The 22302-nt window shown below is 60.7% G+C and carries 20 protein-coding genes; 5 read left to right on the forward strand and 15 right to left on the reverse strand.

Features of this window, described 5'->3' with window-relative positions:
• Nucleotides 1-21 precede the first annotated feature (21 nt).
• From JMF86_RS26130 to JMF86_RS26145, 4 genes are all read left to right on the forward strand, one after another.
• Nucleotides 22-702, forward strand: a complete 681-nt coding sequence (locus JMF86_RS26130; RefSeq protein ID WP_011548519.1) for a DsbA family oxidoreductase — start codon at nucleotides 22-24, stop codon at nucleotides 700-702.
• 148 nt (nucleotides 703-850) lie between these two features.
• The gene (locus tag JMF86_RS26135) at nucleotides 851-1960 is read left to right on the forward strand and encodes an alkene reductase (protein WP_011548520.1); all 1110 of its coding nucleotides are present in this window, start codon (nucleotides 851-853) and stop codon (nucleotides 1958-1960) included.
• A gap of 380 nt (nucleotides 1961-2340) precedes the next feature.
• Entirely contained in the window at nucleotides 2341-3549 is a 1209-nt protein-coding gene (locus JMF86_RS26140; protein ID WP_011548521.1) for a MalY/PatB family protein, read from the forward strand.
• A 58-nt stretch (nucleotides 3550-3607) separates the two neighbouring features.
• Nucleotides 3608-3826: a 4-oxalocrotonate tautomerase family protein gene (locus JMF86_RS26145; protein WP_011548522.1), complete on the forward strand. Its 219-nt coding sequence runs from the start codon at nucleotides 3608-3610 to the stop codon at nucleotides 3824-3826.
• Between the two features lie 86 nt (nucleotides 3827-3912).
• On the opposite strand, the gene JMF86_RS26150 is transcribed toward JMF86_RS26145, so the two are convergent.
• The 10 genes from JMF86_RS26150 to JMF86_RS26195 all read right to left on the reverse strand — a co-directional run bounded on the left by JMF86_RS26150 (nucleotide 3913) and on the right by JMF86_RS26195 (nucleotide 14060).
• Complete coding sequence (locus tag JMF86_RS26150; RefSeq protein WP_011548523.1) at nucleotides 3913-4254, reverse strand: hypothetical protein; 342 nt, start codon at nucleotides 4252-4254, stop codon at nucleotides 3913-3915.
• An 8-nt stretch (nucleotides 4255-4262) separates the two neighbouring features.
• Nucleotides 4263-4775: a TniQ family protein gene (locus JMF86_RS26155; protein WP_011548524.1), complete on the reverse strand. Its 513-nt coding sequence runs from the start codon at nucleotides 4773-4775 to the stop codon at nucleotides 4263-4265.
• Nucleotides 4768-5637, reverse strand: a complete 870-nt coding sequence (locus tag JMF86_RS26160; protein ID WP_011548525.1) for a TniB family NTP-binding protein — start codon at nucleotides 5635-5637, stop codon at nucleotides 4768-4770. Before JMF86_RS26160 ends, JMF86_RS26155 begins: the two co-directional genes overlap by 8 nt.
• Before the next feature lie 9 nt (nucleotides 5638-5646).
• Nucleotides 5647-6783, reverse strand: a complete 1137-nt coding sequence (locus JMF86_RS26165; RefSeq protein ID WP_236593027.1) for a Mu transposase C-terminal domain-containing protein — start codon at nucleotides 6781-6783, stop codon at nucleotides 5647-5649.
• 916 nt (nucleotides 6784-7699) lie between these two features.
• Nucleotides 7700-8206: a flavin reductase gene (locus JMF86_RS26170; RefSeq protein ID WP_226113947.1), complete on the reverse strand. Its 507-nt coding sequence runs from the start codon at nucleotides 8204-8206 to the stop codon at nucleotides 7700-7702.
• Nucleotides 8207-8371: 165 nt separating this feature from the next.
• Nucleotides 8372-10279, reverse strand: coding sequence for a long-chain fatty acid--CoA ligase (locus JMF86_RS26175; protein WP_011548528.1), 1908 nt, complete (start codon nucleotides 10277-10279; stop codon nucleotides 8372-8374).
• Entirely contained in the window at nucleotides 10276-11064 is a 789-nt protein-coding gene (locus JMF86_RS26180; RefSeq protein ID WP_011548529.1) for an enoyl-CoA hydratase/isomerase family protein, read from the reverse strand. Before JMF86_RS26180 ends, JMF86_RS26175 begins: the two co-directional genes overlap by 4 nt.
• 4 nt (nucleotides 11065-11068) lie before the next feature.
• Entirely contained in the window at nucleotides 11069-12223 is a 1155-nt protein-coding gene (locus tag JMF86_RS26185; RefSeq protein WP_011548530.1) for an LLM class flavin-dependent oxidoreductase, read from the reverse strand.
• 290 nt (nucleotides 12224-12513) lie between these two features.
• Nucleotides 12514-13293, reverse strand: a complete 780-nt coding sequence (locus tag JMF86_RS26190) for a creatininase family protein (protein ID WP_011548531.1) — start codon at nucleotides 13291-13293, stop codon at nucleotides 12514-12516.
• 2 nt (nucleotides 13294-13295) lie between these two features.
• Nucleotides 13296-14060, reverse strand: a complete 765-nt coding sequence (locus JMF86_RS26195; RefSeq protein WP_011548532.1) for an enoyl-CoA hydratase/isomerase family protein — start codon at nucleotides 14058-14060, stop codon at nucleotides 13296-13298.
• A 218-nt stretch (nucleotides 14061-14278) separates the two neighbouring features.
• Between JMF86_RS26195 and JMF86_RS26200 the strand changes: the two genes are divergently transcribed.
• The gene (locus tag JMF86_RS26200; RefSeq protein WP_011694458.1) at nucleotides 14279-15100 is read left to right on the forward strand and encodes a helix-turn-helix domain-containing protein; all 822 of its coding nucleotides are present in this window, start codon (nucleotides 14279-14281) and stop codon (nucleotides 15098-15100) included.
• Nucleotides 15101-15137: 37 nt separating this feature from the next.
• On the opposite strand, the gene JMF86_RS26205 is transcribed toward JMF86_RS26200, so the two are convergent.
• From JMF86_RS26205 to aceF, 5 genes are all read right to left on the reverse strand, one after another.
• Nucleotides 15138-16775: an acyl-CoA synthetase gene (locus JMF86_RS26205; RefSeq protein ID WP_011548534.1), complete on the reverse strand. Its 1638-nt coding sequence runs from the start codon at nucleotides 16773-16775 to the stop codon at nucleotides 15138-15140.
• A 201-nt stretch (nucleotides 16776-16976) separates the two neighbouring features.
• Nucleotides 16977-18125, reverse strand: a complete 1149-nt coding sequence (gene ribB, locus JMF86_RS26210; protein ID WP_011548535.1) for a 3,4-dihydroxy-2-butanone-4-phosphate synthase — start codon at nucleotides 18123-18125, stop codon at nucleotides 16977-16979.
• 22 nt (nucleotides 18126-18147) lie between these two features.
• Nucleotides 18148-18657, reverse strand: coding sequence for an Lrp/AsnC family transcriptional regulator (locus tag JMF86_RS26215; RefSeq protein WP_011661374.1), 510 nt, complete (start codon nucleotides 18655-18657; stop codon nucleotides 18148-18150).
• Nucleotides 18658-18905: 248 nt separating this feature from the next.
• Nucleotides 18906-20693, reverse strand: a complete 1788-nt coding sequence (lpdA, locus tag JMF86_RS26220; RefSeq protein ID WP_011548537.1) for a dihydrolipoyl dehydrogenase — start codon at nucleotides 20691-20693, stop codon at nucleotides 18906-18908.
• A gap of 274 nt (nucleotides 20694-20967) precedes the next feature.
• On the reverse strand, nucleotides 20968-22302 hold the full coding sequence (gene aceF, locus JMF86_RS26225; RefSeq protein WP_236593028.1) for a dihydrolipoyllysine-residue acetyltransferase: 1335 nt from the start codon (nucleotides 22300-22302) through the stop codon (nucleotides 20968-20970).

The raw sequence follows: 22302 nt of genomic DNA on the forward strand, positions 1-22302 counted from the left end.
ATTTCTAGCTGAGGATGAAACATGAAGCGGGTCAATGTAGAAGTGTGGTCGGACTTTGTCTGCCCCTGGTGCTGGATCGCAAAACGACGCCTGGAAAAAGCGATAGAAGGCGTGACGCAGCACGTCGACGTGGTCGTGACACACAAGTCCTACCGTCTTGCGCGAGGCATGGTTCCGACCGGCTTTACAGACGCGCTTTATGCCAAGTTCGGAAACGCGACAGCAGCGCAAAGAATGATGGATGCGGTGTGCTCGGCCGGAGCCCAGGAAGGTCTGAACTACCGATTCGAGACCATGCGCTTTGGCGATACGAGCGACGCGCACCTACTCGTCAAAAGTGTCCAAACGTCCGAAGACAAACAACGGATGATCGAAGCGATCTACCGGGCCGCGACGACCGACGGGATTGACATCTTCGATAGAGCCGCGCTCATCGACCTTGCGAAGAGCATCGGCATTTCTGCTGCGTCGCTCTCCTTCGACGATCGCGAGATGGTGTCCGAAATCGCGCGAGATGAAGCAGAGGCAAATCGAATCGCAAATGGCGTTCCGCTGTTTGTCTTCAACAACCGAACGTACCTCTCAGGCGCACGTGAAGTTGCCGTGTTCGAAAAAGCGTTGTTCGACTCCGCCGAGAACGTACCGGACGAAAGCGAAGACACCGGAGGCATGAGCTGCAGCATTGACGGGTGCGCTCACTAGGCAGCCCCCCATTCACAAGGTATCGATTCTTTCCGGACTGACCGAAATGCGCGTGAAGCAGATTCCCGGCTGTTAGATAGCCATCCGTTTCATTTCGCATTTAACCCGACACTCACCAGCGCCCTGGCGCACCTACATTTTGAGCAACATGATGAGTAAATTGTTTACGCCCTACGATCTCTCCGGGACGCAGCTCGCCAACCGCGTCGTCATGGCACCGATGACGCGCACGCGTACGCCCGATAACATTCCCAACGATCTCACCGCGCTCTACTACGCGCAGCGTGCTTCCGCCGGCTTGATCATCACCGAAGGTCTTCCGGTGTCCGAAGAGGGCCGAGGCTATCTGTATACGCCGGGTCTGTACACCGACGAGCAGACGGAAGGATGGCGGAAGGTCACCGACGCCGTGCACAAAAAGGGCGGCAAAATCTTTGCCCAGCTCTGGCACGTTGGCCGGCTGTCCCACGTTTCCATCCAGCCTGGCAATGCGGCTCCGGTGTCGTCGGGCGAAGTGCCGGCGACCACGACCATGGTCTACGCGTGGGTAGAACCCGGCAAGGAGGGCCCGGTCCTCCCGAGTGTGCCGCGTGCGCTGACCACGGACGAAGTGCAACGTGTCACTCAGGACTTCGTTGCATCCGCGCGTCGGGCGATGGACGCAGGCTTCGACGGCGTAGAAGTGATGGCGGCCAATGCCTTCCTGTTCGACCAGTTCCTGAGCAGCGCGCTGAACACCCGCACCGACCAATATGGCGGTTCCATCGCTAATCGTCAGCGCTTTTTGCTGGAGACGATCGACGCCCTGGCAGACGCCATTGGCGGTGAAAAGGTGGGCGTGCGGGTCTCGCCGTTCGGGCGCATCTACGATATGGAGGCCTTCGAAGGGGAAGCGGATGCGTGGGCGAGCATGGCCTCGGCCTTGAACGAACGGAAGCTGGCGTTCGTACACCTGAACTATCAGACGACCATTTCTGCAGCAGGTACTCCGAATGGCTTTGGTGCGGCCTTTCGCAAGGCCTACCAAGGCACGCTGATCGGCGCCGGCGGCTTCACGCAGGAGCTCGCCGAAGCCGAACTGGCGAAGGGAGAACTTGACCTGATCGCGTTCGGCACGGCCTTCATTTCCAATCCCGATTTGGTGGAGCGGATGAAGAACGGTTGGCCGCTCACGGAGCCCGATCGGTCGACCTTCTATGGCGTCATTGGTGCCAAGGGCTACACCGATTATCCGACTTTCGAGCAGGAAACCGCGTAATCGGACTGAAATGCCGACGCATCATTCCGGTCCCCGACATGAACGCGAGATGAGGTACGGCGGGCTCGGACTGCTTGCATGGGAAGTCTCCGAATCAACTTTTCCAAGTCGTTCGAAGTGCTTCCCATCGGCATTTAATAGCATCAGAAGATCTGGCGAAACTTGGCCGGCCGACCGTGATCCGGACCGGCCGAGGCGTCGCCTCAGGTTGCATGCCACATTCAGACTCCCCATCGACGTCAATGCAGGCCTTCGAAACTGTTGCGCGTCATGGGACCGAAAGGTCAAGCGGATATGCCGTCGTCCGTCGGTGCGATAGACCAACAGCTGCATCGCGCGAGGCTCGTTGAATGCTTGATTTCGTACATGGAGAATCCAGTATGGGCTATAACTTTGATCGCTCGATCTCCCGCCGCAACACAAATGCAATGGCGGAGGAAGGTTTCGCGAATTATCTGTTCGGAGCGGATGCACCTGCACTTGCACTCGAGATGCCGAGAGAAGAGCTGATATCGATGTGGGTCGCCGACATGCAATTCGCCGCCCCCGATGCCGCCATCGATGCCATTACCGAGCGCCTCAAACATCCCATCTTCGGCTACACGGCGGACCTGGACGAGCAGCTCTATCAGGCTTTCCACTCCTGGTGTGCGCAACGATACAGCTGGCATTTCGCTCGCGAGGAAATGCAGGTCTCACTCGGCGTCATACCAGCCCTCTTCGCACTCGTAGAATATGTGTGCCGCCCCGGCGACAAAGTGCTTAGTCTGACGCCGGCCTATGGATACTTCAAACACGCGGCGCTTCAGCGCGATCGCGAATTCGTGACGTCACGCATGCTCGCATCCGACGACGGCAAGTACTCGATCGACTTTGAGGACTTCGAAGCGAAAGTTAGCGATCCGGCGGTGAAGCTCTTTTTCCTCTGCCACCCTCACAATCCGACCGGCCGGATCTGGACAAGCGACGAGCTGCGCCGAATGGGTGAACTCTGCATCGCAAACGGTGTGAAGATTGTTTCTGACGAGATCCATTGCGACTTGCTAAGAACCGGAAATGCACACACGCCGTTGGCGAAGTTGTTCCCGGGTAGCCCAGACATCATCACGTGCATGGCCGTTAGCAAGACGTTCAATCTGGCAGGAATGATGATCGCGACCGTCATCATCCCGGATCCGGAATTGCGCTCAGAATGGAAACGGCGCCACTACCCGTTCGTGAACCCGCTCAGTCTCGCCGCCGCCATCGGTGCGTACCGCGATGGCGCTCCGTGGTTGGATGCGCTGCGGCTGTATCTGGACGAGAACTTCGCCCTGACTCAACACTTTCTGAGCGATCACTTGCCAAAAGCAAAATTTCGCGTTCCGGAAGCGACTTATCTGGCGTGGATCGACCTACGGACCTATTTCGACGATTCAGTCAACCTCACGCGTTTCTTTCTTGAAAAATCAGGCGTCGTTCTGGAAGGCGGAGAGATGTTCGTCGAGAACGGCGACCGCAGAGTGCGACTCAATCTTGCGTGTCCGCGGGCGCAGCTTCGGCTGTCCCTCGAACGAATCCGAGATGCAATTGTGAAGCAATACCATTGAATCAAGCCGACGTAAGGCAAGACAGCAGCATCAATTCAAACGAACCAAAGGAACACTTATGCCGCTCATTAACGTAAAAGTCATCGAAGGCGTTTTCTCCGCAGCCGACAAGGAAAAGATCATTTCTACCCTTACCGACGCCATGGTGTCGATCGAGGGCGAAAGCATGCGGCCCGTTACCTGGGTTATCGTTGAGGAAGTAAAGAGCGGTGACTGGGGCATTGCCGGCAACGCACTAACAACCGAGAGGGTTAAGGCACTGGCCGCAGGCCAGTAACTGGCTGGCCCTGAACGGGCTCCAGCGGCAGTGAAGCGACCATCGCTTATGCCGTTGGAGCCCTTTTTCATTGCTTCCACGGCATGCTACCTAAAACGCGCAGCCAGCGCGATTGATCGAGTGGGCCAGGTCACCGCTCCGAATTTCAACAGCCGCCCAGTGCGAAAGTGAGCATGACGACAAGAGGCGCCTGAGATCACAATAACCAATCCGCCGATCTTTGCGGCGGCTTGCGCGTCAAACGGCAGCGGCAGGTCGGGCGTGATCGTCATGCGGGCTTGCTGCGTGATTTTCGCCTCGGTCGCTACACCACCACCGAGGGCGGTCCACCGGAATTTGAATCCGATGCGCAAGCCGGGCACGGCCAGCTCGTGTAGCAGTTCACAATCAATGCTAGCCGTGCCCAAAGTAGTGCTAGCAATGTTCACTAATACTGCTAGCGTAGTGTTTTGCTCAGCCTAAGCGGTGGGCATCGATAACGTGATATCGCCCGCAGCGCGGCGTCGAAATTCGGAGCTCTGGCGAAAATCGATTGCGGAACAGTCTCGAGCAGGCTGTGGTGCACCCGGCAGTAGTCGGCTGACGGATCGAGCCACTCCCTCTTCCACCGTGATGCAGTGACATCGGCGTCGTTCAGAACAAGACATCTGAAGCAATACACCAAGTACTTCTGGTCGAAGACCCACTCATGCGGCGTCTGGATCATGCTCAGAATGCCATCGTTGAGCCGCGCTACGCGAGATAGACGGCTCAGAGTTGCGGATGGAACTGGGGGAAAGAGGATCCAGCCGGCCTTGGTCAGGCTAGGCATCGCTACGCCTGTGCCCGATTCCCAGATCAGGTCTACGCTCGTCTGATACCGCGCCGCGATTCGACCCAACCAGCTACCAAACGCCTCTTCCAGGAAGGGGCGAGGTGCGATGGGCCACGGCCGGTGGGTGTCAGACATACGCGCGGGCAACTCGTTCTAGGTGAGCGATATCGATGCACTCGTCACCGTTCCTGATCGCCAACTCTGCTGCTTCGTTGAGGATCGTAGATATGGCGCCAGTCAGCCCTCCGCTTATCTCGAGAACGAGCTGGACAATCTCACGTCGCGACAGATTCGATGGTTTTCGTAGCGGCAAGACTTTCTCGAACGCAGCCATGAGCCTGCGAAGACTTTCACTTTCCCTCCACCTTGGGATCTCGAATGGTCTGTAGCGGCTGATCATCTGTGAATCGGTCTGAAGCCCTAGAACGGCATCGCGCGTACCGACAAGGACCATGCTAATCTGCAGGTCGTTGGCTCGGTATTTTAGAAGGTTCAAAGAGGCGCGTTGCTCACGGTAGGTTCCGGCGAGCAGGTGATGGACCTCGTCTACGATTAGCATCTGCGGCGACATCCGCCGCAAGATGTCGCGAGCGAGCCGCTCGAGTGTGGCAAGCCCTGCAGCGGGGTTATGTGGCGCACCGAGCTCAAAGAGCAAGGCGGCGTAAAAGCGGTGCTGATCGGGGGTGGGAGGCATCTGTACGCTCACGACCGGACACCGCTCTACCCCGGTTCTCTCGTCGAACTCGCTGGGGTGCGCTCGCCTGAACTTGGCCGTTATCTTGGTTTTCCCGATGTTCGAGTCGCCGTGCAGCAGAAGACACGGCATGCGCTCACGTCTCGGCGTGTCATAGAGCCGCTGCAGTAGCTGTAAGGCTTCAGTCGCTCGGGGATAGTCGATCCACCGGTCACGTAGCAGACTCTTTATGCGATCCTCTTTTCCGAGTAGGACCTGATCTCTTGCTGCGGGTAGCAGATGCGCGAAATCATCTTGCTTCATGCTGGCCCCCTACCACTGTTCAACGTCATACGCGGTAACTGGTGCGTCGTAGTTTACCTGCTCGACCTGCCGCTGTTCAGTGAGTGAGAGATCTTCGATGCTGCTCTTCGGAACCAAACCGCCAGCTTGACGTGCCATGCGGCGTCGCGCTCGAGTAGCCCGCTGGGAAGTGACGACCAGTTGTCGCTGCTGCTCAACAGTCTCGAATATCTCCCTCTCCGATACTGCCCGTTGTCCCCTAGCCCGGATAGCTCGCAAAGCTGCTCGCTGTTCGAACAGCGAGATGGGAGGCCGACGCAAGTCCGCGTATCGCACTTCAACGAAACTGCCTCTGCCAGCGCTTACGAAGATGCGCGAGAGGTCTTCTGGGTGATAGCGGACCGTCACGGACCGGCGTGTTTCCCGCCATGCCGCGAACAAGGGATGCCAATAGCGGATCAGGAAGAGCTTGAGGCCGTCCCGCTGAATGGTCCGGGATGCGACTGGCAGGAACCGGATCAGAAACTTCAGTTCGGCATCCGGTTGAGCTGGCAAGCATCGTGAATCCGCTGCTCGCCATGTTTCCTGCCACTTTTGCGCGGGCTGAAGTCCCAACAAACCGCGGTGGGGGCCGCAGTGATAACGCCTACCGATCTCGACAGCCAGCCACTGCTCGAACTGCTTCAACGTAAGCGAAGCTGTCTTTTCGGCCTGGCGCGCCTTGCGCCCTTTGACTGACGATCCAGTCGAACCAGGGAGGCCACGTACGCGCTCCATCAAGGTCCTGTTCAGCCGCTCGATGTGGCCACCAAAGTGCGGCTTGCCCACCGGTCGGTACATCAGTTCAATGCCGTACTCGCGGCATCCACTGCGAAGGGCACGGCTTTTGAATTCGGCCGCGTTATCAAGATGCAGCGTTCGAGGGATACCGCGCATCGGCCAGTCAGCCTCAACGCCTAGTCTTTCGAGCCACGGCTCTTTGCGCAGAACTACGCGCGAGAGGAGCAAGCTTACCGTCGCAGCCCCCGGCCTCTCCATTGCGACATAAAAGCCAAGCACACATCTCGTAGCAACGTCGAGAGCCACAGACAGCCACGGTCGACCGATAATCTGTCCGTCCAGTTCGCTAACGAGCAGGATGTCCGCTTGCGTGTGATCAACCTGCATGATATCTAACGGATGTCGGACCTGGAATGTGCCAGGGGCAACTGCAGCGTTCGGGAGCGCAGCTCGTGCCAAAGCATCCTGCTCGCGATAGGAGAGCCACCGTCGAGCAATTGTTGACCTGCTTGGAGGCGATAGACCTGCAACGCTGCAGCGACGTTTCACCTCAAGTACAAGATCAGTTGCAGGATGCGCAAGGTGTCGCTGATCAGGGAGCCATTCGTGCACGGCCTCGTCGATGACGCATTCGACGGCGGCGTCCAGTCTGCCCCCGGTCGCCCTACCCGGCTGCCTTGGCTCTAATGTGCTGGCGACCGGATCTGCGAGGAAACGTCGACGCAGGCGATATACGGTGGTGCAGTGAACGCCTAATAGCTGTGCTGCTCGTTCAGCCTGCTGTCGGGAAAGCACGCCGTTGCCAAGCGGTCGAAGCACGGACGCAATCTTCGCTGCTCGAGCGGCCCGCTCTTCGATCGAAGCCATATGGATCCCTATCAATCCACGCGACACGTGCGCTAGCAGTATTAAAGAACACGTGCAACGTGCTAGCAACGTTAGTGAACATTGGCCAAGTTTCCGTTGCAGAAACGCAACGGCTAAGCAGCCGCCAGAAAGCTTCAAAAAGTCCCTGTTCGCCGAGGCTTCTTTGAGAATTTCCGCTAGCAACGTTTCTGAACACGGCTAGCGCTAATAATGAACGCCTACACCAGGTCATCGCTCTACATCGGAAGACCGGCTATTTGTATAACGCCGGGGCAGCCCACCATCGACTTCCATCGTCCCGGTGTAGCTCTCGTCCTTTGCTGACTACGCCACCGCAAACGCACCCATCAGCAGTATCGGCGGACACTGTCAGCAGAAACTTCGAACGGCAACAATCGGCCTGGCCTTGTGGTCGCTGGGGAACGGCCGCGCCGTGTCACGCATGCTGCTGCGGCAGCCGATGATAAGCGCGCCCGTGATAGACGAGGCCCGTACACGCGGAGCCGAGATGTAGCGCCTGCACGGCGCAGAAAAAGACCGTATGTGTGCCGATGTCGATGCTCCGGTCCACCGTGCAGTCGAGACTCGCGGCCGCTGTGGCCAGCACCGGCGCACCCGTGACGAGACGGATCCACTCGCCGTACGTGAAGCGCTCGGTCATCTGGACATCGCCCTTGCCCGCGAAGATCGGTGCAAGCATCTCGTGCTCATGGGAAAGAACGTTGACGCAGATGATGCCCGCCTTGCTGAAGTGTCCATATTGACGGCTGGACCGGTCTATGCAAACGAGCACCGTAGCAGGATCGTCGGTGACGGAGCACACCGCGGACACCGTCATGCCGACATCGCCGGAAGGTGTCGTGGTGGTGATGATATTCACCGCTGCGCCGATACGGGACATGGCTTCGCGGAAGGTCGTGCGGTCGGGGGAAAGTGCTATCACGGCGGTACCTCTCTCGGTGGACGGAACGGCGGTGCGGCTTCGTGGCGGCGCGCCACGGGTCCTTGCATGAAGCATGCGTGGTGAAGTACCCGTGGCGTTGCACCGTTCATCACCCACGCCGCACCGTCGACGGGTTCTCGTGGCCAATTGCGCTGCCGGCGATTCCTATTGCCGGTGAACGGACGCTGCTGTCCCTGAACCGACGAGCTGCTCCTTGATCAACTGCTCTTCGGCATCGTCGTAAAGGCCGGCAATAATGTGCGCGTAGCGTGCCATCAATGCCTTGCGGCGTTTCTTGCGCGTGGCGGTCATCACGCCGTTTTCCGGTGTGAGTTCCTCGGGGAATATCCTGAACGCCTTGATCTGCTCCGCGCGCGCCAACCTCGCATTTGCCTTTTCCACTTCTTCACGGATCAGGTCGATAACGGGCTGCGAACTGGCCAGATCGGCGTACTGCGTGACCGACGGGTCGTGCGTCCTGGCCCAGTCCATGGCGAGCGTGCCGTCGACTTCGATCAACGCCGTCAGATACTTGCGCCCTTCGCCGATCACGAGTGCCTCGGTAATGTACGGACTCTGGCGCAGTTCGTTTTCGACCTGCACCGGGCTGATCGATTTGCCGGCGGCCGTATTGATGAGCTCCTTCTTTCGATCGATCAGCTTGTACGACCCGTCCGCGCCGACGTCGACGATATCGCCGGTGTACAGCCAGCCGTCCCGCAGCGCGGCCTTCGTTTCGGCTTCCTTGTTCCAGTAGCCGATGAACAGCCCCGGCCCCCGAACGATCATTTCGCCGTCCGGCAACACGCGGGTTTCCCAGGCGGGGTCGTCGAGCGGGACGCCGGAGTTGCCGGGCCTCGACCAGTCGGTCACCTGCGCGAGGTTGCCGCCGACCATCTCCGTTTGCCCGTAATTCTCTTTCAGGTTGACGCCCCACAACTGAAACAGCGTGACGACCTCGGGCGGCACCGGAGCGGAGGCCGTGTACGGATAGCGCAAATCGTCGAAGCCGATTCTGGCCAGCAACGGCTTGAACACGTGCTCACGGCAGATGGCGTAGAGCTGTTCCTTGAACGGGTCGCCCGTGCCTGCATCCTGGCGATCGGCCAGCACTTCCCGCGCGATGCCGAGCGCGAGCGTGTAGTTTCTCCGCTCGGCTTCGCTGCTGCCGTTCACGTGGTTGATGATCTGGGTCGCGAACTTCTGATAGAAGCGCGGCGGCGCCATATAGGACGTCGGTCTGACTTCCTGAATGCACTTCGCGAAATCGGCCGACACGTCGACGAAGTAAGGTACCGTCTTCGCGATCAACGGCAGCGTCGTCGCCTGAATGCGCGCGACCGTGTGCGAAAGCGGCAGATGGATCACCATGCGCTGCGGTTCGGACAATATCGCCGGACAGAAGGTCGGCCACGTGAACGCGCCCGCGAGCATCGACACGTGCGTCAGCATCGCGCCTTTCGGCGCCCCCGTGGTTCCCGAGGTGTAACCCAGGCTCACCAGGTCCGTCGGCCGCGCAAGCTCTGACTGCTCACGCAGATAAGCGACTTCGTCGCCGTCAAAATGCGACGCGAACTCGGCGAGTGAAACGACATTCATGCCGGTTTCGTCAGGCGAGCGCTTCCAGTCCGGATCGAGCACCACGATCTTGAGGAGCCGGCTGGACGTATCGGCCGCTTTCATGACCCGAAGCTGTTCGGCACTTCCGGCAAAAGCGAGTGTCGCCCCTGAATCCTCCAGGTAGTAGCGCACCTCTTCGACCGACGCGGTGAAATAGACGCCTACCGTCACCGCGCCCGAGCAGATCGTCGCCATGTCGGCAATCAGCCACTCCTGCGATACGTCGCCCATGATGGCAATCCGATCGCCTCGTGCGACACCGGCCGCGCCGAGGGCTGCGGATACGGAACAGACTGCGTTCGCATAGCCCTTCCAGGTGGTGGGCACCCACGCTCCGGCACGCCTCTGAAAGAACGCGTTTGCGTCGGCGTCGTTCTTCACGCGCTCGATCAGCAAGGCCGGAATGGTGGTGGTCGCGAATTGATTGCCGGAAGTCCACGGTGCCGCGCTCATTTCCAGTTGTCTCCAAAGCGCTTGCGCCTTTCGGTAAACGAAGCCACCGCTTCGCGGCGCTCGGGGGAATTGAACGTGATCGTCTCCAGAGCGATCGACGTGTCGAGAAGCAGATGGGCATTCTGCTTGACGAGCTTGTTGACGCAGTACTTCGTCCAGACGATCGCGTCGCGCGGGCCGCTCGCGAGCAGTTCCGCGTAATCGATCGCCGCCTCCAGCAGCTTGTCGCTTTCGACGATCTTGTTGATCATCCCCATCGTCAGCGCTTCCTCCGCGCTGACGAAGTCGCCCGTCATCAGATAGTGCCGCGCGCGGACCGGCCCGAGCAGAAGCGGCCAGATCACCGCACCGCCGTCGCCCGCGACGACACCGGCATTGACGTGCGTATCGGCGAACCGTGCGGTCGGGCTCGCATAAATCATGTCGCAGAACAGCGCGAGCGTCGCGCCCAGGCCCACGGCCACGCCATTGACCGCCGCCACGATCGGCACCTCGACCTCCAGCATGTTTCTTATGAGGTGACGGCCACCACGCGTCGCCGACGGGATATTGCCGTTGTCGATCGACTTCTGGTCGCCGCCCGAGCAGAACCCGCGACCGGCGCCGGTCAACACGATCGCCTTGACCGCTTTGTCGTGATCCAGCTCGACGAATACCCGTTCGAGTTCGTCGTGCATGTCCCAATTGATGGCGTTCAGGATTTCCGGGCGATTCATCGTAACGATCGCGACACCGGAGGACCGTTGTTCGACATTCAGATACTGATAGCGCGAAGACGTATTCATAGGTTCATCCTTGACTTTGCTTCGGGTTGGCGGCCTGCGGACGCATGGCGCGAATCTTCTCGAGCAACTCGTCGGTCGGGCGGACGATATTGTTGCGATCGTTGAAATGCGGAATCACGTAACGGCCCACCATGTCGATCGTCGACATGATCTGCTCGTGCGGCACCGAGTCGATATGCAGCAGCACCTCGTCGATTCCGAGCTTCTCGTATTGCTCCAACTGACGGATGACGGTATCGGGGCTTCCGCACACCGTGGTGGCGGATTCGTTCAGCAGGTAGTCCCAATCTTCGGCGGCGCGCTGCATCGCGGGCACGCTTTCGGCCATGTATGCGTAGTTGTCGGCGAGTTTGGCGAGCCGCGGATACGCATCGGTCGAGATGCGCGCATAGTTCATGATCGCGCCGGCGTAAATGTCCTTCGCTTCCTGGTCGGTCTTGCCGATACCGATGAAGATCGGCATGCCGGCGCGCGGCTTGTGCAACGGCCCGGTCTCATCGCGCTTCCAGCTGTTCCAGTAGGTGTCCAGCAGCCCCTTCTGTTTCTCCCATCCCTGATAAATCGCATGGCTCATCACCGCGAGACCTTCCGAGCCGGCCCAGGCATGGCTGTTCGCACTGGTGGCTGCAACGCCGAGGACGGGATACGGTTTTTGCAACGGCTTCGGCACGAGCGACCGGGGCGGCACCTGGTAATACTTTCCCTCGAAGGTGAACACGTCCTCACGCATCGCTTTGCGCAACAGCGCCATGCCCTCTTCCATTTGCGGCAGGGTTTCCTCCGGCGATACGTTGAACGCGCGCATTGCGATCGTCGTGTTCGCGCGCCCGCAATACATCTCCATCCGGCCTTCGGAGAGGATGTCGGTGGCCGCCAGCCGTTCCGCGGTACGCAGCGCGTGATTGATGGCCTTCGGCATCAGCGCCACGGCAGGACGCAGCTTGATTCGCGAAGTGACGGCCGCGAGATAACCGAACACCACTTCAGGCGCCGAACTCGACACGCCGCCAAGCGCAAAGTGCTGCTCCGACAACGCAACAAAGTCGAAACCCATTTGCTCGGCGAAGCGCGCTTCGCGAACCAGCTCGCGAAGCCTGTTCGAGTAGCTATGCCCGACCTGCGTCTCCTGCTCGGACCAAAAACCGAATTTCAATGGCATTTTCTTTTCCTTGACAGTCGTAATTCGAAAATTCACGGCGCGCGCGAACGGCTGCCGAGGTTCGGGCAGTGTCACGCCGCCAACCAATTAACATCGTCGTTTAACTTGATTTAGAAACAGCCCATCCAGATTGGATAGCGATACTCATCCATCCGGATGCCTTTTCTGCCTTGATGTCTCTTTTGTTTCCGTGAATAAATATTGCCGCACATCCCGCAGCATTTTTTATTCTTTTCATGCCGCAACCTTGCCGATACCGGCAGATCATGCTGCCGGCTCTCCGTCTTTTTCTAGGTCGACGATTCGGCCGCAAATGCCGACGCGAGAAGCCTCGCGGTCGCACGCAAACAGGCCTCGCCGATCTCGCGTGACGATCCTCGCGCATCGCCCAGCACGCCGTTTCGGGAGATCGACGCCACGCCTTCCTTCCACATCCGGTTCAATTGCTCGGTCGTCATGGCGCCCACGTGGCCGGCCGTGAGTCGAGCGAGTCGCACACTGTCCGGATCAAGGTGGATCATCAGGGAGGTTTCGGCGATGTCTGCGTGTCCGCCCACGGATTCCGGATCGCCGCCGGCTTCCTCGACGGCCAGTCGCCATTCGCGCAGCCACGCCTGATGATCCGTATAGGCAAGCACCTGGACGTCTGGCCCGACGGCCTGTCGCAATTCCGGCAACATCGCATGAAGGGCATTGAAGTTACCGACATGCGCCGAGAACAGATAGATGCACTTGAATCCATGTGCCGCGAGGCTCACGCAGTAATCGTGGCAGAGCGCGGCATACGTGTGCTCCTGCAACGAGATCGTGCCCGGGAAGGCCATGTGGTGCTTCGAGCATCCCACTCGTATCGTCGGCGCGATCAGGGTTCGCCCCAGCAACGTGGCGATTTCCACGGCCAGCGCGTCAGCATGATCGGCATCCATGCTCAGCGGCAGATGGGGGCCGTGCTGCTCGATTGCGCCGCAAGGAATGATGACGCGATCGAACTGCGTGGCCAATGCGGCCGCCACGCCCTCATACGTCATGCGCGCAAGATGCAGCGTTTCCGGCAGTTTGAGATTGCTCACGATCAGGCCTTCTTATTGCGGTTCAGAAATCTGGATCTTGCGTCCGCGGTCCGCGCGTTGCCGAGATATCCACGCAGGTCATCGAGCGTCATCTGCAGCAGAGCTTCGTCGTTCATCCGTGGACTCTCGCGCAGCGTTCGCTTGATGGCGGCGAACAGCTGGCGATCTTTGGCGCAAAGCGCGCGGCATTTGGCCAGCGCGTCTCTCAGCGTTTCATCGTGCGCGGAGATCGCGTCCACCGCGCCTATCGCCAACGCTTCTCCGGCCGTGATCAGTTCACCGGAGAAAAGCAGCGAACGCGCGGCACGCCGACCCAGCAGGGCCGCTGCGTGGCGCATGCCTTTTGCCGCGGGCAACAGGCCGTGATTGATCTCGGGAAATCCTAGCCGGGATTCAGCGGACGCGACGACGTAGTCCGCATGCAGCGCCATTTCGAATCCGGCACCCACTGCATAGCCGTTGACCGCGCACACGAGCGGGCTCGGATACTGCTCGAGTTGCGCCAGGAACGCGTGGAACGCTTCCATGCGCGACAGGGCGAGCTCATGGTCCGCCACTTCATTGATATCGCCGCCGGCACAAAAGAACTTCTCTCCCGCCCCGGTGAACACGATGCCGGGTGGCACGTCGTGTCGAGCGAAGTCGCGGAAGACGGACATCAATGCGGTGATGAGCGGTTCGTTCAGTGCGTTCGCCGGCGGCCGGTCGATCGTCAGTTGCACGACGTCCGCGTCGATCCGTGTGCAAATCAATTCGTCGGTTTTCATACCTGATGTCTCGTGAATTTACATCGAGTCAGTGTAGGTCCGACGGGGCCAAATTTAATTTTGATTTGCCGGCGCCATCGTTGATTCGGCGGATTAAAATCGCGTCAGTCGGATGGCCCACCGTATGTTGCACCGAGGGCGGCGATACATGAATTCACCGAGGCCAGGCAGGCGCAGAAAGCGAGTGAACCGTGGAACCCAACAATCCTGAAATCGGCATGTCCGCTTCGCGAGCCATGACAGACCCGGTGAAGATCAACTATCAGCCGTTCGATCCGGACTCCGTCGATTTGCCGGTCATTTCCGTTCTCCTGGAGACGAGCGGAAAAGAGGATGAGCTGCCGATGCACGTTCATCGCAAGGGGCAATTGGTCGTCGCATTGAGCGGGTCGGTCATGTGCCGATCGCCGAGCGGATGGTGGATCGTCCCGCCCAACGGCGCGGTGTGGATTCCGGGCGGCATTCCGCACAGCAATCATGCTTCCGATTTCGCCAAGCTGTACGTCATCTTCATTCCGCCCGACGAGGCCGGCCTGCCCACCGACTGCCGCAGCTTTACGATCACGCCGCTCATCCGCGAGTTGATCCGTTCACTGGCCAGGTTTCCGCCCGACTATCCGAAGGACGGCCCGGTGGGCCGGCTCGCCAGAGTGCTGCTGGATCAGCTCGCGCTGCTGGCGCCCGACGACGTCTTTCTCCCGATCTCCGACAATCCCCGGCTTCAACAGATCGCTTCGGCGTTGCTCGACAACCCCGCCGACCGCAGCACGATCGCGGAATGGGGGCGCCGATATGCGATGAGCGAACGTACGCTCGCGCGGCTGGTACGCAGCGAAACCGGCATGACCTTCGGGCGCTGGCGCGAGCGTCTGCATATCATCATTGCGCTTCAGCGATTGTCGGCAGGCGCGTCGGTTCACGCAGTGGCGCTCGAGCTCGGCTATGAAGGTCCGAACTCGTTCATCACCATGTTCAAGAAGACCATGGGACAAAGTCCCGGCAAGTTTCGCGTGGACCAGAAGGAGGCGTCCTCGCGCTGATCGAAACGCGGCGGCTGGCGCTACGCCGCCGCCCCTTTCACAGCTGGCGCGCCCGCTCCCTCAAGTGGAACTTCTGGATCTTGCCGGTCGCTGTCTTCGGCAGCGGCGAGAACACGATGGTCTTGGGCACCTTGAAATGTGCCAGCCGCTCGCGGCAAAACGCGATGATGTCCGCTTCGGTCACCGCCGAATCGTCTTTGAGCGCGATGAAAGCACAAGGTGTCTCGCCCCACTTGTCGTCGGGACGCGCGACGATTGCCGCCTCCAGAACGGCGGGATGGGAATACAGTATGTCCTCGATCTCGATCGACGAAATGTTTTCGCCTCCCGAGATGATGATGTCCTTCGAGCGATCCTTGATTTCCAGGTAGCCATCGGGATGCCATACCGCGAGATCGCCCGTGTGAAACCACCCGCCGGAAAATGCCTCCACGGTGGCGTCCGAATTCTTCAGGTAGCCCTTCATCACGTTGTTGCCGCGCAGAAATACCTCGCCGAGCGTTTGCCCGTCTTTTGGAACAGGCTCCAGCGTATCGGGGCTGGCTACCATCACTGCCTCGAGAGCGGGGCCGCGCACTCCCTGGCGGGCCTTGAGCCGCGCTTTCGCATCGAGATCGAGTGCATTCCACGAGTCGCGCCACACGCATTGCACGACCGGCCCATAGGACTCGGTCAACCCGTAGGCGTGCGTCACGTCCCAGCCCATGCGCTCCATGCCGGCGATCACCGAAGCGGGCGGCGGCGCACCGCCGGTCATGACCTTGACTCCATGACGGATGCCGGCTTTCAGCTCCGGCGCGGCGTTATTGATCATGTTCAACACTACGGACGCCGCACAAAAATGCGTGACCGCCTCGGTGCGGATGGCGGCGAGAATCCGCTCGGCCCGCGTATGGCGCAGAAAAACACTGGTGCCGGCCACCAACGCCATGGTCCACGGAAAGCACCAGCCATTGCAGTGAAACATCGGCAAGGTCCATAGATAGGTCGTGTCCTCGTCCAGATGCCACGATAGTGCGTTCGATACTGCGTTCAGATATGCGCCGCGATGGTGATACACGACGCCCTTGGGATTGCCCGTCGTGCCGGATGTGTAGTTCAGCGATATGGCCTGCCATTCGTCTTCCGGCATCGCGACAGAAAATTCTGTGTGCGCGGCCTCCTGCAGCAACGCCTCGTAGTCTTTTTCGCCGAGCAGATCGCCTTCTCCGAACTGTGGGTCGTCGATGTCGATGACCTGAATGGCGCGGCCGAGCCGTGCCAGGGCCTTCTTCACCGTCGAGGAGAATTCGCGGTCGGTGATCAGCAGCTTCGCGTCGCCGTGGCCGAGAATGAACGCGATCGTGTCGGCATCGAGCCGTGTGTTGATGGTGTTCAGGACAGCGCCGCAAAGCGGTACACCGAAATGTGCCTCGAACAGTTCGGGCGTATTGGCCGCGATCATCGCCACCGTATCGCCGTTGCCGATGCCGCGCCCGCGCAGCGCGCCGGCGAGCATCCGGCACCGCCGGTAGGTTTCGGCCCAGTCGCGGCGTATCGTGCCGTGCACGATGGCCGTGCGCTCCGGCCAGACGGACGCGGCGCGTTCGAGAAACGTCAGCGGCGACAAGGCAATGAAGTTCGCCGGGTCGCGCTCGAGTCCGATCGTATAGGGATTTTCCGCCGTCGTTTTCATGCGGGCCGCCCCGCGGCCACGGCGCTCGCGCGCGCGCCGACGATGTCGGGGTTTTCTGCGTGTCTCATCTCTCCTCCAGTTGCTTTTATGGTCACGAAACGCCCTGCGATGAGCGTCACGACTTCATCCGGAACAACGCTCCCGCGATCGGAACGGGACGACCCGATTTCTGCATCGGCACGGCGGCGCGACCGGATGGCGTCAAACTTCCTGATCGTCGTGAATTCGCTCTATTTTTCTCTGCTCGACCATGTTCAAACCGTAGCCCTCCAGGCCCACGATCGTTCTTTCATGATTGGAGAGCAGGATCATGTTCTTCACGCCGAGTTCGGTGAGAATTTGCGCGCCTATTCCGTAATCGCGCAGTTCCGGCTCGGCAGGCTTGGGATGCATCATGGCACGCACCCGCTCGGACACGGCCGTCGGGCGGGATTCGCGGATCACCACGATGACGCCGCGATTCTCGTTCTCCAGCAAACGCGCCGCGCCGCGCAGGGACGCGAGGTGGTGACCGCCGATGACGTCGTTCATGGTATCCATCGCATGCATGCGCACGAGAACGGGGTCGGCGCCCCGTAGATCGCCCATGACGAAGGCGATATGCTCGACCTGATCGATCCGGTTCCGGTAGACCACGATCCGCCAATGCCGTCCATTCGGCTCGGTGAAGCTCCCGTGTTCAACGGCCTCGACGAGCCGTTCCGTTCGTCGGCGATACGCGATGAGATCGGCGATCGTGCCCAGCTTCAGCTGATGCCGCCGTGAAAAGGCGATGAGGTCCGGCAGCCTCGCCATGGTGCCGTCGTCGTTCATGATTTCGCAGATCGCACCGGCCGGTGCGAGCCCGGCCAGCCGGGCGATATCTACCGCCGCCTCGGTGTGGCCCGCGCGCACGAGCGTGCCGCCGTCGCGCGCCATGAGCGGAAAGACGTGTCCGGGAGAAACGAGCTCGTCTCGCCCCGTTTCCGGATTGATCGCCAGCGAAATCGTGCGGGAGCGGTCGGCCGCCGAGATGCCGGTGCTCACACCGTCACGCGCCTCGATCGACACCGTGAAGGCCGTCTCGTGCCGCGAACCGTTGATTCGGCTCATCAAATGCAAACCCAGCGATTCGCAGCGCGAGCGAGTCATCGCGAGACAGATCAAGCCGCGCGCATGCGTCGCCATGAAGTTGACGGCGTCGGGCGTGGCGAATTGCGCGGGAATGACGAGGTCGCCTTCGTTCTCACGGTCCTCGTCGTCGACCAGAATGAACATCCGCCCGGCGCGCGCTTCTTCGATAATCTCCAACGCCGTTGCGATGTCGGCGCGCGAATCTGCCGGCCGGCCGGCGGACATTGCGTTACTCATGAGAGCACCTTACGCGATGTGATCACGACGCCTGCGCCAGTCCATGAATCTGGATAGGCCGCGTCTTGTCGATGGGAAGCGTCGTCTTGTTGGCAAGCCGTTTCAGGACGACGTTCGAGCGAACGCTGGCCACACCGGGAAGCGACGTCAGCTTGTGCGTGATGATGTGTTCGAGTTCGACGAGATCTCTCGCCACCACCCGCAGCAGATAGTCGGTTTGCCCGGTCATCATGAAGCAGTCCATGACTTCGGTGATGCCTCTGACCGTGTCGGCAAAACTCTCCCGCGCCTGCATGCCCTGCCGCTCCAGACTGATCTCGACGATGGCCATGATGCCCAGGCCGAGCAGGGACGCATTGAGCACGGCGACGCGTCGGCTGATTACACCGAGACGCTCCAGATTTCTGACCCTGACGAGACAGGGAGAGGGCGACAGGTTGACTCGAGCCGCCAGTTCGAGATTCGTCAAACTTGAGTCCTCCTGAAGTTCACTCAGGATGCTAAGGTCTATCCTGTCCAGCGCAACGTTCATAGCCCGCGTCTCCTCTTTGCACAAGGCTCCGGTGCCCTGAAGTTCGAACGCTCGCTTGCGCGGCAGAACATCGATTTCCGCTCCAGCAGGCATTCGAACAACATCACCTGATGAACAAGTTTATGCCTGGCAGCTCCGCGGAAAATTCTGATAAAAAGTCGAGTTATCACCAAAAACGGTCATTGTCGCCGCACGCTCGGGAAAACCCGCAACTCGTCATACTTGCGACACGCAAGCCGAGATGGCGATCAGGCCTTTCTGGGCGGCGGCAAGTCCGTGCAGACGCCTTCATACAATTCGGCGGCCATGCCGACCGATTCGCCGAGCGTCGGGTGCGGGTGAATCGTCTTGCCGATGTCTTCGGCGTCCGCGCCCATTTCGACTGCGAGACACACTTCGCTGATCAGGTCGCCCGCGTTCAGGCCCACGATGCCGCCGCCGATCACGCGATGAGTTTCCTCGTCGAAGATCAGCTTCGTGAAGCCTTCGTCGCGGCCGTTCGCGATCGCGCGGCCCGATGCGGCCCACGGGAACACCGCCTCGCCGTACTTGATGCCTTCGGCCTTGCACTGATCTTCCGTCTTGCCGGCCCATGCCACTTCCGGATCGGTGTATGCCACCGACGGAATCTGCAGCGCGTCGAAGTACGCCTTTTCGCCGTGCGCGGCTTCGGCTGCGACGTGGCCTTCATGCACGGCCTTGTGCGCGAGCATCGGCTGGCCGACGATATCGCCGATCGCGAAGATGTGCGGCACGTTCGTGCGCATCTGCTTGTCGACGTCGATGAAGCCGCGCTCGGTGACCGCGACGCCCGCCTTGTCCGCGCCGATCTTCTTGCCGTTCGGGCTGCGGCCTACCGCGACGAGCACAAGGTCGTAGCGCTGCGCTTCCGCGGGTGCCTTCTCGCCTTCGAACTTCACGTAGATACCGTCTTCCTTCGCTTCCGCGCCGACCGTCTTGGTCTTCAGCATCACGTTGCCGAAGCGCTTCGCGTTGAACTTTTCCCAGACCTTCACGAGATCGCGGTCGGCGCCCATCATCAGGCCGTCCATCATTTCGACGACGTCGATCTCGGCGCCGAGCGTCGAGTACACCGTCGCCATTTCGAGGCCGATGATGCCGCCGCCGATCACGAGCATCCGCTTGGGCAGCTGGCGCAGCTCGAGTGCACCGGTCGAATCGACGACGCGCGGGTCTTCCGGCATGAACGGCAGCTTCACTGCTTGAGAGCCGGCGGCGATGATGGCCTGCTTGAACTTGACGATCTTCTTGCCGTTGTCGCCCTGCACTTCCATGTGGAACGGGTCGACGAATGCGCCGATGCCGGTCACGACTTCGACCTTGCGCGCCCTCGCCATGCCGGCGAGGCCGCTGGTCAGCTTCTTGACGACGCCGCCCTTGAAGTCGCGCAGCTTGTCGAGGTCGACTTGGGGCTTGCCGAACGTGATGCCGTGCGACGCGAGCGCTGCGGCTTCCTCGACGACCAGCGCCGTGTGCAGCAGCGCTTTCGACGGGATGCAGCCGACGTTCAGGCATACGCCGCCGAGTGTCGAATAGCGTTCGATGAGCACCGTCTTCATGCCGAGGTCGGCGGCGCGGAACGCGGCCGAGTAGCCGCCGGGGCCGGCGCCGAGCACGAGCATGTCGCACTCGATGTCGGCTGAGCCGCCGTAGCTGCCGGCTTGCGGCGCCGGAGCGGCAGCGGCTGCGGCTGCGGCCTGTGCCGGAGCCGCAGCCGGTGCCGCGGCCGCGACGGGCTTGGCGGGCTCTGGTGCTTTCGCCGGTGCGGTGGCGTTTGCGGACGCTTCGACGAGTGCGATCACGGTGCCTTGGGAGACTTTGTCGCCGGCTTTGACTTTGATTTCCTTGATGGTGCCTGCGATGTGGCTGGGCACTTCCATGGATGCCTTATCGGATTCGAGCGTGAGGAGCGTTTGCTCTTTTTCGATCACGTCGCCGGGTTTGATGTTGACTTCGATGACATCGATGCCGTTGAAATCGCTGATATCTGGAACTTTGACTTCGATGAGACTCATGTACGTCCCCTTCTTGTTGGCTACGGAGAGAGGGAATGGAAACTCGCGCGATGAACCGGCCACGGCCTGACAAGAGAACGCGAACCTGGGCAGAACCACCTTTGCTGTCCGCCCAAGGACGCGCCTTTCTTTTGGTTACTTTTCTTTGGAAGACAAAGAAAAGTAACCGCCGCCCCGCGCAGGGGCGACGCTAGCAGACCGTATGCAAAACAGGTTCAACGACAGTACGGGGCGCACCGACAAAAACGCACGCCCCCGCGAGCCCCTCTTCTCATCAAAGAATGATGCGACGGAAATCCGCGAGCAACGCGCCAAGATAAGCATTGAACCGCGTGGCTTCGGCGCCATCGATCACGCGATGATCGAACGCCAGGGAAAGCGGCATCGTCAACCGCGGCACGAACTGCTTGCCGTCCCACACCGGCTTCATCTGCCCGCGCGACAACCCGAGGATCGCCACTTCCGGCGCGTTGATGATCGGCGTGAAGTGCGTGCCGCCGATCCCGCCGAGCGACGAGATCGAGAAGCAGCCACCCAGCATCTGATCGGGCTTGAGCTTGCCGTCGCGCGCGGCCTTCGACAGCTCGGCCATTTCCTTCGCGATGTCGACGAGGCCCTTCTTGTCCGCATCGCGGATCACCGGCACGACCAGACCGTTCGGCGTGTCGGCCGCGAACCCGATGTGGTAGTACTGCTTGAACACCAGGTTGTCGCCGTCGAGGCTCGCGTTGAAGGTCGGGAATTTCTTCAGCGCGGCCACCACCGCCTTGATCACGAACGCGAGCATCGTGAACTTCACGCCCGCCTTTTCGTGCTCCTTGTTCAGCTGCACGCGCAGCGCTTCGAGCTCGGTGATGTCCGCTTCGTCGTTGTTCGTGACGTGCGGGATCATCACCCAGTTGCGATGCAGGTTCGCGCCCGAGATCTTCTTGATGCGCGACAGCGGCTTCGGCTCGAACGGGCCGAACTTCGCGAAGTCGACCTTCGGCCACGGCAGCAGGTTCAGCTCGCCGCCGCCTGCCGGCGCGGCTGCCGCGCCCGGCGCCGCGCGCTGGCCCGACATCACGCCCTTCACGAAGCCCGTGATGTCGTCCTTGGTGATGCGGCCCTTCGGGCCGCTGCCCGACACGCGCGCGACGTCGACGCCGAGCTCGCGCGCGAACTTGCGCACCGACGGCGATGCGTGGCTGGCGCGAGACGGCTCGCCTTCGCGCGCCGGCGCGTGATGCAATGGCGCGGATGCGGAGTTCAGTTCGGGCGCCGGCGCAAGCGCCGGCACCAGCCCTGTCGCGACATTCGCCGACGGACACGCGAGATCGCGCGCAGCCGAGGCGGCCGGAGGCACAGGCGCCGCGTCGTCCTGCCGCTCGCCGTCGCTGTCGAGCAGCGCGATCAACGTGCCTTGCGACACCGTCTCGCCGACGGCGACCTTCATCTCCTTGATCACGCCAGCGGTGGGACTGGGCACATCCATCGTCGCCTTGTCCGACTCGAGCACGACGAGCGACTGCTCCCGTTCGACGCGTTGTCCGACTCCCACCAGAACTTCGATCACGGGGATGTTCTTGTAATCGCCGATATCCGGCACTTCTATTCGTGTCACCCGCAC

The sequence above is a fragment of the Burkholderia sp. E168m15 genome, assembly GCF_016586105.1.
In the GTDB taxonomy this organism is placed as follows: Bacteria; Pseudomonadota; Gammaproteobacteria; order Burkholderiales; family Burkholderiaceae; genus Burkholderia; species Burkholderia orbicola.

Coding starts and splice junctions, on each gene's coding strand:
- JMF86_RS26130 (WP_011548519.1), top strand. CDS start 22: ATGAAGCGGGTCAATGTAGAAGTGTGGTCGGACTTTGTCTGCCCCTGG.
- JMF86_RS26135 (WP_011548520.1), top strand. CDS start 851: ATGATGAGTAAATTGTTTACGCCCTACGATCTCTCCGGGACGCAGCTC.
- JMF86_RS26140 (WP_011548521.1), top strand. CDS start 2,341: ATGGGCTATAACTTTGATCGCTCGATCTCCCGCCGCAACACAAATGCA.
- JMF86_RS26145 (WP_011548522.1), top strand. CDS start 3,608: ATGCCGCTCATTAACGTAAAAGTCATCGAAGGCGTTTTCTCCGCAGCC.
- JMF86_RS26155 (WP_011548524.1), bottom strand. CDS start 4,775: ATGTCTGACACCCACCGGCCGTGGCCCATCGCACCTCGCCCCTTCCTG.
- JMF86_RS26160 (WP_011548525.1), bottom strand. CDS start 5,637: ATGAAGCAAGATGATTTCGCGCATCTGCTACCCGCAGCAAGAGATCAG.
- JMF86_RS26165 (WP_236593027.1), bottom strand. CDS start 6,783: ATGCAGGTTGATCACACGCAAGCGGACATCCTGCTCGTTAGCGAACTG.
- JMF86_RS26175 (WP_011548528.1), bottom strand. CDS start 10,279: ATGAGCGCGGCACCGTGGACTTCCGGCAATCAATTCGCGACCACCACC.
- JMF86_RS26180 (WP_011548529.1), bottom strand. CDS start 11,064: ATGAATACGTCTTCGCGCTATCAGTATCTGAATGTCGAACAACGGTCC.
- JMF86_RS26185 (WP_011548530.1), bottom strand. CDS start 12,223: ATGCCATTGAAATTCGGTTTTTGGTCCGAGCAGGAGACGCAGGTCGGG.
- JMF86_RS26195 (WP_011548532.1), bottom strand. CDS start 14,060: ATGAAAACCGACGAATTGATTTGCACACGGATCGACGCGGACGTCGTG.
- JMF86_RS26200 (WP_011694458.1), top strand. CDS start 14,279: ATGTCCGCTTCGCGAGCCATGACAGACCCGGTGAAGATCAACTATCAG.
- JMF86_RS26205 (WP_011548534.1), bottom strand. CDS start 16,775: ATGAAAACGACGGCGGAAAATCCCTATACGATCGGACTCGAGCGCGAC.
- ribB (WP_011548535.1), bottom strand. CDS start 18,125: ATGAGTAACGCAATGTCCGCCGGCCGGCCGGCAGATTCGCGCGCCGAC.
- JMF86_RS26215 (WP_011661374.1), bottom strand. CDS start 18,657: ATGAACGTTGCGCTGGACAGGATAGACCTTAGCATCCTGAGTGAACTT.
- lpdA (WP_011548537.1), bottom strand. CDS start 20,693: ATGAGTCTCATCGAAGTCAAAGTTCCAGATATCAGCGATTTCAACGGC.